Annotated in this window: 13 protein-coding genes; 10 read left to right on the forward strand and 3 right to left on the reverse strand. The window is 60.7% G+C overall.

Annotated elements, in window-relative coordinates:
• Window positions 1-280: hypothetical protein (locus VGY55_13180; GenBank protein ID HEV2970918.1), on the reverse strand; the 280-nt coding region annotated here is incomplete at its 3' end.
• Between the two features lie 462 nt (window positions 281-742).
• Here VGY55_13180 and VGY55_13185 point away from each other — a divergent pair.
• Both VGY55_13185 and VGY55_13190 read left to right on the forward strand, forming a co-directional pair.
• Complete coding sequence (locus VGY55_13185; protein HEV2970919.1) at window positions 743-1072, forward strand: hypothetical protein; 330 nt, start codon at window positions 743-745, stop codon at window positions 1070-1072.
• Window positions 1072-1473 carry a DUF2335 domain-containing protein gene (locus VGY55_13190; protein ID HEV2970920.1) on the forward strand — a complete coding sequence of 134 codons (402 nt, stop codon included), beginning with the start codon at window positions 1072-1074 and terminating at the stop codon, window positions 1471-1473. The genes VGY55_13185 and VGY55_13190 overlap by 1 nt, the downstream gene beginning before the upstream one ends.
• Window positions 1474-1604: 131 nt before the next feature.
• Here the strand turns inward: VGY55_13190 and VGY55_13195 are convergent, their stop codons facing one another.
• Together VGY55_13195 and VGY55_13200 are read right to left on the reverse strand one after the other, a co-directional pair.
• Window positions 1605-1976 carry a hypothetical protein gene (locus VGY55_13195; GenBank protein ID HEV2970921.1) on the reverse strand — a complete coding sequence of 124 codons (372 nt, stop codon included), beginning with the start codon at window positions 1974-1976 and terminating at the stop codon, window positions 1605-1607.
• Window positions 1973-2194: a hypothetical protein gene (locus VGY55_13200; GenBank protein ID HEV2970922.1), complete on the reverse strand. Its 222-nt coding sequence runs from the start codon at window positions 2192-2194 to the stop codon at window positions 1973-1975. Before VGY55_13200 ends, VGY55_13195 begins: the two co-directional genes overlap by 4 nt.
• 653 nt (window positions 2195-2847) lie before the next feature.
• Here VGY55_13200 and VGY55_13205 point away from each other — a divergent pair.
• The 8 genes from VGY55_13205 to VGY55_13240 all read left to right on the forward strand — a co-directional run.
• Window positions 2848-3015, forward strand: coding sequence for a DUF1328 domain-containing protein (locus tag VGY55_13205; GenBank protein ID HEV2970923.1), 168 nt, complete (start codon window positions 2848-2850; stop codon window positions 3013-3015).
• Window positions 3016-3876: 861 nt separating this feature from the next.
• Window positions 3877-6093, forward strand: a complete 2217-nt coding sequence (locus VGY55_13210) for a peroxidase family protein (GenBank protein HEV2970924.1) — start codon at window positions 3877-3879, stop codon at window positions 6091-6093.
• Window positions 6094-6372: 279 nt separating this feature from the next.
• Window positions 6373-7014, forward strand: a complete 642-nt coding sequence (locus VGY55_13215) for a sigma-70 family RNA polymerase sigma factor (GenBank protein ID HEV2970925.1) — start codon at window positions 6373-6375, stop codon at window positions 7012-7014.
• Between the two features lie 2 nt (window positions 7015-7016).
• Entirely contained in the window at window positions 7017-10706 is a 3690-nt protein-coding gene (locus tag VGY55_13220; GenBank protein HEV2970926.1) for a protein kinase, read from the forward strand.
• Between the two features lie 133 nt (window positions 10707-10839).
• Window positions 10840-12642: a hypothetical protein gene (locus tag VGY55_13225; GenBank protein ID HEV2970927.1), complete on the forward strand. Its 1803-nt coding sequence runs from the start codon at window positions 10840-10842 to the stop codon at window positions 12640-12642.
• 237 nt (window positions 12643-12879) lie between these two features.
• Window positions 12880-13059 carry a 50S ribosomal protein L32 gene (gene rpmF, locus VGY55_13230; GenBank protein ID HEV2970928.1) on the forward strand — a complete coding sequence of 60 codons (180 nt, stop codon included), beginning with the start codon at window positions 12880-12882 and terminating at the stop codon, window positions 13057-13059.
• Between the two features lie 57 nt (window positions 13060-13116).
• Window positions 13117-14025: an ACP S-malonyltransferase gene (gene fabD / locus VGY55_13235; GenBank protein HEV2970929.1), complete on the forward strand. Its 909-nt coding sequence runs from the start codon at window positions 13117-13119 to the stop codon at window positions 14023-14025.
• A 44-nt stretch (window positions 14026-14069) separates the two neighbouring features.
• Window positions 14070-14386, forward strand: a 317-nt coding sequence (locus VGY55_13240) for an SDR family NAD(P)-dependent oxidoreductase (protein ID HEV2970930.1), incomplete at its 3' end; no start/stop codon positions are given.

Here is a 14386-nt window from a genome sequence, read left to right on the forward strand (position 1 = left end):
CTATATCTGCAACTCCAAAGTTGGCCGCGATTTCCGGCTTGCGTTTCGACCCATTGCCAAGATACTTCCGCACGTCTGCGACTGACGGGCCGGAATTTGGCGACTCAATACCTATATCATAACCCTCGTGAAGCGTGTCGGCCTTTTGTTCGCCTTGTTCGCCTAACTCGGCGCGCTCAACTTCATCCGCTGCCCCTTCCAAAACTTCTGCGGCCTTACGATGCTTGCGAGCCTGCACACGAAGCCATCCAACAACGTCTGTTTTGGTAATCGCAGCCATAGAAACCTCAATGTCCAGTCAGCTATCGACGCTATTGTAGCGGCTATCGGATAGACCGTCCATAGGCGGCGCGACAGAAAAATGGCCGAATGGGCAGATCGACCCCGCGACCACCAAATCCCATACCTATTGGGGGACTATGCCGTCTTATCTATAGAAGGCTATCACTGTCTAAATGACAGCGACTGCGAGCCTTTTAGGCAGCCGCCAGATTTTCCGGGTTATCCAATCTATCTGGCCGGCCAAATACTGGCGGATTGTCGAACCGCCGGACCAACTCGGCGTAAGATTAAACAGGCGACTCGTTGCAAACCGCAACGGACGCGAACATACTGAGGGCCGCACTGGTCTGGCTCACAAGATGCGGGTATAAACGTCTTCTCAGCGCAGTGGCTGAGAAAGCCGATGTTTACCAGTGGAGGGTGGACAATGCCGACTAATAGATGCACTACTCTGAAGACGATGCCCAAGATCGAGGTAACGGCTACGATCAAGGCAACCGCGACTCCTTCCTCGGGGCGCGTTGTTGACTGCGTGGTTCGCTCGGTAATCGCTGGCGCCGGAAGTGTCTTGGATGTCGGTGGGGCCGGGAATTACAGAATCGTCATCAAAAAGCCACGAAAACGCCACAAGATTGGCGTGCATGGTTTTTTTGAGGATCGAAAGAACCTGCAAGATGACTGGATTCGGGCCATCGCTTCCGTCACCGCTGAAGTTCCAGATGGAATCAGCGGACACCTCTCGGAACGCCTCCGTGAACGTCTCGCTCGTTTTACGCAATTCAGTACGTAATGGCCGACGACCCTCGACAGAATCCTTACCCAGAGAGCGAGCCCGAGGGTGAGATCGCCGGTGCTGAATCTCTGAAGAAGCAGATTCGCCGTAGGCTGACTCAGGACATCATAAAGAAGCTGCCTGAGGAGTTAGATAACGAGCAGCTTGCGGCCACGATCGAAGAACTCGTGTCGGTCGAGATTAGTTCAGTTTTTCAAGGCCCTCTTCCTCCGCCTTGGATGCTTGCGGAATACGAGAAAGCTTGCCCTGGCCTCTCCAGGAAGATAATTGAACGTGCTGACAAGGAACAAGACTTCCGCCATGAAATGATCCGCGAGCAAGTCTCTCAAGATCGTTGGAGAAGACTTATGCTGGGCGTTCCAGATACATCGCACAGATTGCGGCGCTCATTATTGTAATCGCTGCAATAATTGGCGGCGTCCTATCAGGTCAAGGTTTAGCGGCGATCATCTCTGCATTGGTCGCTTTAGCGACCGTCTTCCTGGCTAACAAGTACATCGAATCGCGTTCGGCGCGACGGTCTGAAAAATCAGAGTCGGCCGAAGACGAATTCTCTGGCTCTGAAGAAGACTCTTAAGCAATACGGATGCTTTCCCTCTTTTCTTGGGCAGCCACCCGTTCTACAAGGCGAAGCCGCCGCCACGATTTTGTGGGCATGGACGACGTCGCGGGCCGTCCACCATTGCTCTGCGATCGCGCAGGCCGTCGCAACGTCGAGCGGGCGGACAAAGCGGCGCGAGTCCGTTGCGATATGGATGAACTCCGCGAGCACCTGGGGAGCGATTGCGATCAGGTCGCCGGCGCCAATCAAGCGGGCCAAGATGGCGCGAGCATCGGAGTGCGCGGCGTGTTCGATCACTTCGGCCGCCACGAGAAAGCCGGTGTCGAGCCCATGAATCATGTCCGTCCTTCCAACAGTTCACCGAGCCGATCCTCGCCGGCGATGAACGGGCGGACCAGAGAGCCAAGACTTACGGGCGGAATATCCAGAAGGCTGTGTGGCTGCGGCGAGTCTTGCGTCGGGGCCGCGGCCAACACCGTCACCTCCTCCCCCTCAGGAAGTCGAACGCCATTATCCAACACAACGACGCCGTTTTGCACATGACCCCGGACAACCATCCGACACCTCAGCAAGTCGCGAACCAGCTTGGGCAGATTTGCACACGCCGCATATTGATTTTACTATTGCTCCGACTCCTCCTCATAGTCCTCTTCCAAATCTTCCTCTTCATCTTACTCATGCTCTTCCGCCGACCGCATCACCGACTCCGGTGCGTCAGCGCGGAGGACCGCTTGGCGCACCGTACGACTCCTCGCGACGGAGCGCGAGGGCTACACTTCCGAGCGGCAACTGACCGAGAAAACGCTCAGAGTCACCGTCCCCGCCCCTCGGCCCGCCCTCGATGAAAGCCGCGTCTTCTCAGAGCCTATCCGAGAACCGCCTGGGCAAAGGGGACAGTCCTCGCCACGGCGGATGTTCCACCCGGCGGTTCTCTCAGTCAGGCACGAACTGTTCGCACGAGCATTTGTATGGCTTTCAGCCGTCTACCGGTCTAGAATGGGTGCTGGCGAGCCACCTTTAAGTCTCTGCGCCGGCTCAAGCTGCTGGACACCACACGGGGTCAGTCGGATTAAGAACGCCTAACAAAACCGCCCGGGAGAAGGGGACAGTCCCCGTTTTTGCTCCGCGGGCTCCGCAAAAAAGGGACAGTCCCCGGCCGTTTTATGAGGCGTTCTAAGTTAACCGCTCGCAAGTCGAGCAAGAGTTGAGCATGTTACGTTACGCCTTGATTTTTCTCGTGATCGCTTTGCTTGCCAGCGCCTTCGGCATGTTTGGCTTGTCGGGCGTGGCCATGGAGGCCGCCAGGATTCTCTTTTTCGTGTTCCTGGTCATGCTCGTGATTTCCGTAATCGGTGGACGCCGGGGCACGGGTATCTAGTCGGTTCAGCAGCCGACAAGCGAATTGGAGCCTATCCGAAAACCGCGTGGGCAAAGGGGACAGTCCCCGTTTTGCTCCGCGGACTGCGCAAAAGGGGGACAGTCCCCGGCGGTTCTCGGATAGGCTCTTAATCTTCATCTTACTCATGCTCTTCCGCCGACCGCATCACCTGCTCCGGTGCGTCCGCGCGGAGGACCGCTTGACGCACCCTACGGCTCCTCGCGACGGAGTGCGAGAGCTGCACTGCCGGGCGATGGCCTCCGTGGCTGGAAGAAAGGGATAGTAACCTAATCACCTGGCACCCTCACCCCGCCCTCTCCCGTCGAAGGGAGAGGGAGAAATCGGGGGACGGTCCCCGTTTGTCGCCTGACACCATCACCCCGGCCCTCTCCCGTCAAGGGAGAGGGAGAAATCGGAAGGGGACGGTCCCCGGCGGTTTTCGGATAAGCGCTTAATCGTCATCTTACTCATGCTTTTCCGTTTCACGAGACGCGGCCGCGCTGCGTTTGCAGCGAGGTCGCGTTGTTTTTTGGATCGGATCAATGGCGCTCCACACTGGCCGACGTTGCTCGCCAGTGGCACCCGGCGGAGCGACCACCGAACTGGTCGTCTTCGCTGCCACCCGGCACACCGCTGATGAATGAATGCAGTGCTTGCAATGAAGAATCTTCGCGGCCCGCAATAAATCGTGCGGCGGTGCGTTGATAAGGAGTGAGCGAACGGGCAAGTCGCTAGCGGTCCCCTCGGAATGGATGTTGACTCGGCCTTGGCTCAGGAAGTAGCGTCGAGTCTGCAAGGCATTTCGGACCTCGTCAGCTTCTCTTCTCTTACATCCAAGTCTTGGATAACGGAGCCTTGCCCATGGTGCTTCGCATTTCGTTCCGCGCGCGCACTTTCCGATCCCACTCTCGCTCCACGAAGAACCGTCCGCCGAAAGGGGGACAGTCCCCTTTTGCTGCGCGGACTTCGCAAACGGGGACAGTCCCCGGCCGAAGCTCGCGCCGCCGCGCGCGATTGGCGATGGAAGCGCTCGAGCCGCGGTCGATGATGAGCGCGACAGCAATGCGCTCGATTAGCGAAATCGGCAACAACATCGCCGATCCGACGGAGGGAACGGCCGGGATCGACCTTCTCCGGATTGCCCCAGCCGGTTATGCCGATGGGATTAGCACGCCGTCGCTGCCGACGGACATCAGCGCTCGCGCGATCAGCAATATCGTCAATAGCCAGGCCGATCCGAACAACCCGGGGCAAGACCTGAATACAGTCGATCAGCAGAACCTGTCCGATTTCGGCTACGCCTTCGGGCAATTCATGGACCACGACATGGATTTAACCCCGGATGGCGGCGCATCGTTTCCAATATCGGTCGCAGCCGGAGACCCCATCGGGCCGAACGCGCTTCCGTTCACTCGCGCGCAGACTGATCCACTCACTGGCACGAGCACCAGCAATCCGCTCCAGCAAGTGACCGACGTTACGGCGTTCCTCGATTTGTCGCAGGTCTACGGTTCCGATCAGGCCACGGCCGACGCGCTGCGAACGATGAGTGGCGGGCTGATGAAGACCAGCCCCGGCAATGATCTGCCCTACGATAACACGACCTATTTCACCGCGCAACAACTCGCCGCGATGAACGCGTCGCTGGGCGGCATGCAGAATGCGGGAGCGCTTCTGACGAACGAACTCTTCGCTACCGGCGACATCCGCGGAAACGAAAACCTCGAGCTGACGGCGCTGCAAACGCTGTTCGTCCGCAATCACAATCTGATCGCCACGGAGCTTCAGGAACAGCATCCGGACTTGACTGACGATCAACTTTATCAAGAAGCCCGCAAGCTCAACATCGCCGAATATCAGGCGATCGTCTACGACGAATGGATTCCGGCGGTGCTCGGTAAGAACGCCCTGGCGCCATATCAAGGATACAATCCGAACGTCAATCCGAGCATCGCCACGGAATTCTCGACCGTGGCGTTCCGTTTTGGCCACAGCCTGTTGAGTGGCGGAATCGAGCGCGACAACAACCAGGGCCGGCCCATCGCCGACGTCAACTCGGCCGGCTCGGCGATCCCCTTGTCCGAGGATTTCTTCGATCCGAATCTCCTCAATCCGGCCGGCGTGCTAGACCCGGTGACCGGGCATATCTCATCGGACATCGGCCCGGTTCTTAAGGCAGACGCCGACCAAAACTCGCAGGCCATGGACGTCATGGCGATCAACGACGTGCGCAACTTGTTGTTCGGCAACTTCGGCGCCGGCGGTCAGGACCTGATCGCGCGCGATATCCAGCGCGGCCGCGACGATGGGATCCCGAGCTACAATGCCGTGCGGGCCGCTTATGGATTGGCGCCGGTGACGAGCTTTGCGCAGATCACGAGCGACGTTCAGGTCCAGCAGGAACTCTCGTTGGCCTATCAGGGCAACGTTAACAACATCGACGCCTTCGAGGGCGGCCTGGCAGAGGATCACGTCCGTGGTTCCGATGTCGGCCCGCTTTTCCAAGCGATCATGGTCGATCAGTTTACGCGCCTCCGCGACGGCGACCGCTTCTTCTATATCAACGAGAGCTTCACCCCCGATGAAATGAAGATTTTCCAACAAGGAAACACGCTCGCCAGGGTGATCGAGGCAAACACCAACGTCACGAACCTGCAACCCGATGTGTTCATTTTTGCCACGTCGATCAGCGGCCACATCTCGCTGACGTCGAGCATGTTTGGCCGCGGACCGTGCCTCGACGCGGCGGGAGCGGCGGGCACCGCGGGAGTCACCGTGAATCTGTACGACTCCAGCGGCAATCTCGCTGCGACGACCACAACGGATGCCCAGGGCAATTACAAGTTCACCGGGCTCTCTCTGGACACCTACATCGTGAAAGCGATGCTCACGGTCGGCGGCAAGGCCACGACCTTCTCGCGCTCTGTCGCGCTCACGCGAGGCATCGCAATCACCGGGATCGATCTCGGGCTGCAAATCGACCTGGGGGACCACGATTCGCGCGGCTATCCATTCGGAGGCGACGGGGGATTTGGTGGTTTTGGCAGGGGCGATGGCTGGTCGCATTGGTTTATGTGACTTGAGCCGCAGGGCTGTTCATTCTTTTGAATTGGACAACATTCATTCACGTCAGGGTGGCCGGGACTGGAGGCGCAAGCCGAAGCCCCGGTGGCAGTTCACCGGGGCTTCCCTTCGGTTCAGCCCCGGCCACCCTCCCTCCCAACTCGAATTGAAAGAATGATGGGCCCCGATTTCAGCCGCTGGTTTCTTGCGGCCGCGTTCGCAACCTATTAACCTAATAGTGTTTGCGACCGGCCTGGATCTCGAATCTTAAGCCGTCCACGTCGCGGGATTTTCGTGGCGACGACAGATTCGCCGATCGCCGCGCCCGCTTTGCTCCCCGACGGCGTCTTGAAGAGTAGGGAAGGTTCGATGCAGTCGGAATCCACCAGTCAACGGCCGACGCTGGAGTGCTTTCGCAGCTACGTCGTGCTGCTGGCCCGTTCGTATTGGAACCCGCGGCTGCAAGGAAAGCTCGATCCGTCCGACGTGGTGCAGCAAACGCTCATGCAGGCCTGGCAAGGTTTGGATGAGTTTCGCGGCCAGACGGATGGCGAATGCCGGGCGTGGCTGCGAAGAATCCTGACGCGGTGCGTGGCGGACTTGGCCCGCGGCTTTGCTAGGGACAAGCGCGCGGTGACAAAGGAATGCTCGTTGGACGCGATGGTGACGGAATCTTCCGGGAGGTTAGAGGCGTGGTTGGACGATCAGCAATCCTCTCCCCAGGAGCGCGCCGAGCGCGACGAGCAGTTGGTGCAATTGGCCGACGCGCTCGAGGCCCTGCCCGAGGCGCAGCAAGAGGCCATCGCGCTGCACCACCTGCACGGGCTGAGCATTGCCGAGATCGGACCGTTAATCGACCGTACGCCGTCGGCAGTAGCGGGGCTGCTCAAACGCGGCTTACGCGCGCTTCGCGGGCAGATCGAATCGAGGGAATAGCCATGTCCGACGACGCTACGGATAATCCTATTTCGGGCGATCCCATTGACGTGCTGGTGGCGGAATGCGTGGAGGCCCGCCGCGCCGGCAGGCGAAGCGATTGCAGTTCGATCATCGAACAGCACCCCGAGATTGCGTCGGAACTATCCGGTTTCCTCGACGACTACGACCGAATTGATGAGCAGTTCGCACCGTTGCGCAAATTGCTCGCGGGCGATACTCCCCATGCGGGCGAAATCCCAACCGTCGGCAGCGAAGGCACGGCTGTCTCACCAGCGCCGAAGGCCGGCAGCGCGTTCGGCGATTACGAATTGCTGGCCGAAATATCGCGTGGCGGCATGGGAATGGTCTTCAAAGCGCGGCAGCAAAGCCTCGGCCGAGTCGTTGCTCTCAAGATGCTGCTCGATAGCGGCAAATCGACCACCGACCGCGAGCGATTCCTCGTCGAAGCCCGGGCCGTCGCCCGGCTCAGCCATCCGCATATCGTGCCGATTTACGAAGTCGGCGAGCACGACGGGCGACCCTATTTCACGATGGAGTTCATCTCCGGCGGCAGCCTCCGCGAGCGACTCGAGGAGCTGCGCGGCGATCCACGGGCCGTCGCGCAATTCATGGCGACGGTGGCTCGGGCGGTGGAGCACGCGCATCGCCGCGGCATCCTGCACCGCGACCTGAAGCCGGGCAATGTATTGCTCGATGAACGGCGCGAGCCCCACGTCACCGACTTCGGCTTGGCAAAGCGCCTCGATGAGGAAAGCGGCCTGACGCAGGCCGGAGCGATCGTCGGCACGCCGAGCTATATGGCCCCCGAGCAGGCTCAAGCGGCGACGGATTTATCGACCGCCGTCGACGTTTACGGCCTGGGAGCGGTGCTGTACGAGCTGCTCACCGGCCGGCCGCCGTTCAAATGCGAGACGGCGTTGGAGACGATGATGAAGGCCCGGTTGCAATCGCCGCCGGCGCCGCGCCTGCTTTCGGCCGACGTTGAGCCGGACTTGGAAGCGATCTGTCTGAAATGCCTGGAGAAGGAACCGCAGGCCCGCTATGGATCGGCTGACGCGTTGGCCGATGATCTCGATCGCTGGCTTGACGGAAGACCGATCCGCGCCCGTAAGGTTTCGACCCGCGAACGGCTGGTCAAATGGGCGCGGCGCCAGCCGCTGATGGCTGGAGCTGCGGCGACGATCGCCGTGGCGATTCTGGCGCTGCTCCTTCTCGGCGGATTCCTGTGGCAGAATGCCGAGCAGAGAGCGATGGCGGTGAAGAGTCTGGGTGAAGCACGGAAGCAACTTCTGGAAATTAACGGCTCGCGGGACGCAGCGGAGCAGAAACGGAAGTTCGCCGAAACGGCGGCCGGCGCGGCAGAGAAACGGCTCGAGCGCGCTAGCCGCGACGCTCTCCACACGGAGTACGCCGCCGACATGCTGATGGCCCATGCCGCCTGGCAAGGTGAAAACCCCGCCGCGGTGAGCGAGCTACTTGGCCGCTACAAAGAGGCCACTGGAAAAGATGATGTGCGCGGCTTCGAATGGCACTATTTGAATCGGCAATTGCACGGCGCTCGGCTGTCGTGGCGTGATACGCTAGAGGTGCGAGGGAAGCAGGGTACAAATCTCGCGACGGCCATCTCGCCCGACGGCAAGACGCTCGCCACCGCCCAAATGGGAAACAGGGTCAAACTTTGGGACCTCGCCGATGGCAGGTTGCTGCAAGAGATCGAGATCAGGAACGCCGATTCCGGCGACAATCCGTTTGCGAAAGTCGCCGGCTTGTTCTTTGCCGACGACGGGCGCAAGTTGGTGGCGGTCGCTAGAAAACTGCCGGGCGAGCAGCAGGTGGATTGGAGTGTCCCGGCCGCGGCCAGCGCCGCCTTGATCGCCTCGCCGAGTCTGTTGACGGCGTCATCGCCCAGTAGCATCGCGCTAGCGGAATCCGCGATGAGCGCAGGCTCTACGGCAATCACCCGAGCCCGCCGAGCGGCGGCATCTCGAGTCGCCGCCCTTTTCGACAAGGCCGCGGCCAATAAGGACCAGCTCAGGATCGAGTCGCTCGCCGACTCGCTCGAATATCAGACATTTACGCTTGCCGATCGAAACCCGCCCAGCGTCGAGGAGTTCGATCCGGACCGGTTGCAGACGACCGTCCTACCGCTCCTGGCGAACCGGTTCGCTGTCGCTCACAAGGGGCAGATTCTGATTGTTTTGGCAATCGATCGCTCGGCCGATGGCAGGTTTCTTGCCCTGGCCGGGGCGGAACCCAAAGAAGCGTCCGAGACCCAGGCGTCATCCGGCGCAGCGTCTGGCGGAAAGCTCATCGTCTGGGATTTGGCGAACGGCCAAGTACGTGCCGAACAGAACTCACCTGCGATGCTGACCGCTATCGCATTCTCACCGGACGGGGCCACGCTCGCGATTGGCAATTCCGATGGTGCGGTCAGCCTCGTGGCGTCCGATCTCGTTCAGCCTCCGCGGGTCTTGCCGGGTCAACACGGTTGGACCTATTCGCTCCATTTTGCACGCGACGGAAAACGGTTGGTCAGCGGCGCTCGAGACGGCCTCGTAGTCGTCTGGGATGTCGCAAACGCCGTCGAAATCGCTCGCCTACGCGGTCATACGAGCGCGGTCTGTCGCGTCGAGCTGAGTCCGGACGGCCAAACGCTGGTTTCCGGCGGCATGGACGGGACGATCAAGGTCTGGGATCTGGCGCGCGCCAACCAGTCCTTGATCCTGCATGGTCACGAAACATCCGTGGCGGGCTTGGCGTTCAATGCCGATGGAAATCAACTCGCATCAATCGACTTGAGCGGCTCCGCCAGGACTTGGCGAATGTCCGACGGCGAGAAGTTGCAACACAGCAAGCCGCAGAGCATCGACGACTTGACGACGCGCGCATCGAGCAGCGGCAAGACGATTGCCTGGAAGGACAAATCGAGCGAAGCGATGTTGGTCCGCGACGTTGCCACCGGTCGGCAATCCCGACTCAATTGGCCGGATCACCTGCCGATCGGCTTGACGCTCTCGCCGGACGACAAACTTCTGGCGGCCGCGAACCTGACCGAGCGCGGCGGCCTTGCCGTGTGGGACATTGCCAGCGGCCGCCAACTGGCCGCCGTCGACGGGATCAAGCCGTCGGCAATGGACCACCCGTATTGGTCGGCGTTTTCGCCCGATACCAAATTGCTCGCCTGTGCGCAAAACGACGGCGTTCTGCTCTGGGATTGGCAAGCCGGAAAGTCGCGACGGATTCTGGAGATCCCGGGCACGCTGACGACGGCGCTGGCGTTCTCGGCCGACGGCAAATTCATTGCCGCGGCGGCAGACGACACGAGCGGGGCTGGCGGCGCGACGGTTCGCGTTTGGGATTTGGAAGCCGATCAAAGCGTGTGCGAATGTCGCGGCGCGGGCCTGGAAGTCGCCGCGCTGGCCTTTAGCGCCGATGGTCGCCGTCTGGCGACCGGCGGGGTCACGTCGTCGCAGCAAGGGATTCTAAAACTTTGGGACACAACCGGCGGCCGCGAGGTCTTTTCGACACAGTTTCCCATGGCCCTGATCACCACGGTCGCCTTCAGCGGCGACGGATGGCGATTGGCCGCGGCTGTGACCCCGATCAATTGGAGCAAGTTGTCCAAGGACGCACCCAGCGAGATCCATGTGTGGGACGCGACGCCGATCGCCGCGGACGCAGCAAAATGAACTTGCTCTAGGTGTCGCGCGTCCGCTCCCGCTCCGTTTGGGAGAGGGCCGGGGTGAGAGGAATCGAACGTAAACAAAGAAGTCACATGAACTCAATTCGTTAACCACGTCTTTACTCTAGGGGAGAATTGGAATGAAAACGTTGCAAAGAATGATCGGGGTGATGTTGGTTTTGTCGATCGCCGTCTGTTTCGCGCCGGCCGTCTGGGCCGCCGACTCGGCCGATACCGGAAAGGACTTGCCGGTGCTGAAATTGGTGCCCGAGGATGCTCTGGCAATCGTGCTGATCAATCACTTGGACAAGGCCGACGAGCAGATTGGCAAGCTGACGCAGGAGATGCAGGTCCCGGCGCCCCCCGGCTTATTGCCGATGTTGAAGGCGATGGCCGGCATTCAAGAGGGATTCGACGACCATGGTTCCGCGCTGCTAGCCCTGATGCCCGGCTCCGCCGCGGACTCCGCGCCCGTCGCGGTCATCTTCGTTCCCGTCAACGATTACAAGAAATTCATCGCTCAATTCCATCCCGCCGATGCATCGGCCGAAATAGCTGAAGTCAACATCATGGGGCGTCCTCACGTCGTTGCCCATAAGGAGGTTTTTGCTGTCCTGGCCCACACATCGGACAAAGACACGCTCAAGAAGGTGCTCGATAGCACGCGGAGCGTCGCTCCCGTGATCGCCTCGCTCGACGATTGGATTAAGGGGCAAGCGATCTCGTTTGTGGCCACTCCGACGGGCGTCACGCGGGGAGTCTCCGTGGCGCGAAAGGCCGTCGAGCAAATGAAAGCCGTTCTGGCCAACGCGAAAGATCCATCGATGAAAATGGCGGCCGGAAACATGGGAATCTACGATGGATTTCTCGACGCGGCCGAAAAGGAAGTGAGCGCGTTTGCCGTCGGGATGCACGTTGATCACGATGGCGGCTTTCACGAAGACATCCGCACGGTGTTCGTCGCCGGCGGCTCGTGGTCCTCGACCGCTAGCTCTCTCCCGGTTCCTCAAGGCGATCGGCTCGCATGCCTGCCCGGCGGACCGTATATGCTCGCCTTTGATGGAGCGATGCCGAAATCCTTCTCGAAGGGAATGTTGAACATGTCGGTCGGCGCGATCAACAACATGATCAAGGCTGGCGGCGGCAAGGAATTGACCGAAGAACAAACTAAGCAGCTCGACGACTTGATGGAAAAGTCGATGGCCGGCCTTCGCTCGATGTCGATGGTCATGGGATCGCCCAAGCCGGGCGGATCGCTGTATAGCAACATGGCCGCCGTCATGAAAGTCAACGATGCGAAGCAATACATGGCCGACTACCAAGAGGCAATGGAAAAGATGAGTGGCATTCTCAACTCGACGGGAGTCCAATTGCCGTTCATCCAGGAAATCAAGAAGGTCAAGATCAACGACGCCGACGGCCTTGAATTGACGATGGACATGTCGGCAATGCTCAAGAATATGCCGAAAAACCCCGGCTCTTCGCAGATGCTGAAACTGATGTTCGGATCGGAGGGCAAGATGAAGGCTTTTATCGTTCCGATCGACGAGACGACTGTGGCATTCAGCTACATCAACGCCGACGGTATCGCCCGCGTCAAGGCCGCGTGCCAGAATCCGCAGACGAGCTTGGCAGCGGACGCCGACATCGCGCAGACGGCGAAGCTGCTGCCGGCGGGCGCGCAGTGGGTCGGCTATTTGAGCCCCAAGGGCTTGGTGGATTTCGTCAGCGGGTTTGTGTTTGGCATGGCGCCGCCGGGCGCGGCGATGCCAGCGCTACCCGCGTTTCCCCAGACTCCCCCGATCGGATTCGCCGCCGAGGCCTCGGCCAAAGCACTCGACGTGCAGATCGTGATTCCCGGTGCGGCGATGAAGGGAGTCGGAACATACGTGACGCAGATGCACCAGATGATGGCCCCCACGCGGCAACCGCAGATACGCTAGATGCGCGCCGCGAGTTTGGGGCTTCGCTTTGCTTGTTTGATCCGGAGACATCGGCGACGGCGCGACTCCATGCCGCCGTCGCCGTAGGCTCCGGGTTGAACGACCCTTTCTCGGTCGGCTTGACACCCCATCGCCGCGGCCATAAATTGTGTGGTTTGCAGTGCACTGGGTCATCTTGGTCAGGCGGGTTTTCTGGCGGACCATGTGCCCGAAACCCTTTTGAGGGTCGAGATTAGCATGGCCGTACCTAAGCGACGACAATCGAATTCCAAAACCGGCAGCCGCCGGGCGCACGACGCCAAGAAGCCGCGGCAATTGACCTATTGCCGGCAGTGCAGCACGGCGGTGCCGACGCACGTGATCTGCCCCAAGTGCGGCTTTTACATGGGCCGCGCCATCGTGGAAACGGAAGTCTAGAGGCCGGCGGCCGGGGGCCAGGAATATCGCTCAGGGCTTGTTGGGAGGGCCTAGCCGGTGACGAAGCCCGCCTTGCTTTTTCCCGGCCAAGGGGCGCAGACCGTCGGCATGGGGCGGCAGTTGGCCGATTCGCTGCCCGCCGCCCGAGCGATTTACGACCGGGCCAACCGGCTTTTGGGCTTCGATCTGGCAAAGATTTGCTTCGAGGGACCGGCGGAACAGCTTGACTCGACGGTGTATAGCCAGCCAGCGATCTTTGTGACGAGCCTGGCCGCTCTTGAATCGCTGAAGGCCGCCTCGCCGGCCGTCATTGCCGAATGCGGTGCCGCGGCGGGTCTGAGTTTGGGGGAGTATTCGGCGCTCGTTTTCGCCGGGGTGATGGATTTCGAGTCCGGCCTGAAGGTCGTTCAAGAACGAGGGTCAGCAATGCAGGCCGCCTCCGATGCCGTGCCGAGCGGAATGGTGAGCATTCTCGGGCTCGAACTGCAACAGGTCGAAGCGCTTTGCCAGCGGGCGGCGCAAGGGGATGTCTTGCAGGTTGCGAACCTGCTTTGCCCGGGAAATATCGCGGTTTCCGGCACACAGGAGGCTTGCCAGCGCGTCATGGCAATGGCGGCGGAAGCAGGTGCGATGCGCGCCCTTCCGCTGGCGGTGGCTGGGGCCTTCCACACGCCGATCATGCAGCCCGCGGTCGAGCGATTGGCAGCAGTGCTGGCCGGAATTCAATTGCGAAAACCGCGCGTGCCGGTCATCTCGAATGTCGATGCCCAGCCGCACGACGATCCCGAGGAAATCCGTCAATTGCTAATCCGACAGGTGGTGAGCCCCGTGCGATGGGAAGAGTCCGTACGGCGACTACTTGCCATGGGGTGCGATCGGTTCTATGAAATTGGACCGGGCCGAGTGCTCCGTGGACTCATGAAACGCATCGAGCGAAAAGCCGAATGTTTTGGCGCGATGGAATAAGTTTGCCACGGATGAACCACAGATGAAACACGGATAGGATTCATATGAGCAAGACATCTGACGGCCCGGCGGCGCGACTGACCGTTGACCTTGCGGGGCAAGTCGCCCTGGTGACCGGCGCGTCGCGCGGGATCGGCCGGGCGACGGCGATTGCGCTGGCCCGCTGCGGCGCGCGCGTGGCTTGCGTCGCGCGAAACACCGAAAAGCTCGCCGAGACCGTCCAGGCGATCCGGTCGGCCGGCGGATCGGCGGAGGCGTTCGAGTGCGACGTGACCAACGGCGCGGCAGTGCAGGCGCTGGTCGACAAGATCGCCGACGAATGGGGCCGGCTCGACGTGCTCGTGAACAACGCCGGCATCAC

Source organism: Pirellulales bacterium (genome assembly GCA_035939775.1).
In the GTDB taxonomy this organism is placed as follows: Bacteria; Planctomycetota; Planctomycetia; order Pirellulales; family DATAWG01; genus DASZFO01.

Excerpts from the sequence above, each read along its gene's own strand:
- VGY55_13185 (HEV2970919.1), top strand. The coding sequence starts at position 743 with ATGCCCAAGATCGAGGTAACGGCTACGATCAAGGCAACCGCGACTCCT.
- VGY55_13190 (HEV2970920.1), top strand. The coding sequence starts at position 1,072 with ATGGCCGACGACCCTCGACAGAATCCTTACCCAGAGAGCGAGCCCGAG.
- VGY55_13195 (HEV2970921.1), bottom strand. The coding sequence starts at position 1,976 with ATGATTCATGGGCTCGACACCGGCTTTCTCGTGGCGGCCGAAGTGATC.
- VGY55_13200 (HEV2970922.1), bottom strand. The coding sequence starts at position 2,194 with ATGGTTGTCCGGGGTCATGTGCAAAACGGCGTCGTTGTGTTGGATAAT.
- VGY55_13205 (HEV2970923.1), top strand. The coding sequence starts at position 2,848 with ATGTTACGTTACGCCTTGATTTTTCTCGTGATCGCTTTGCTTGCCAGC.
- VGY55_13210 (HEV2970924.1), top strand. The coding sequence starts at position 3,877 with ATGGTGCTTCGCATTTCGTTCCGCGCGCGCACTTTCCGATCCCACTCT.
- VGY55_13220 (HEV2970926.1), top strand. The coding sequence starts at position 7,017 with ATGTCCGACGACGCTACGGATAATCCTATTTCGGGCGATCCCATTGAC.
- VGY55_13225 (HEV2970927.1), top strand. The coding sequence starts at position 10,840 with ATGAAAACGTTGCAAAGAATGATCGGGGTGATGTTGGTTTTGTCGATC.
- rpmF (HEV2970928.1), top strand. The coding sequence starts at position 12,880 with ATGGCCGTACCTAAGCGACGACAATCGAATTCCAAAACCGGCAGCCGC.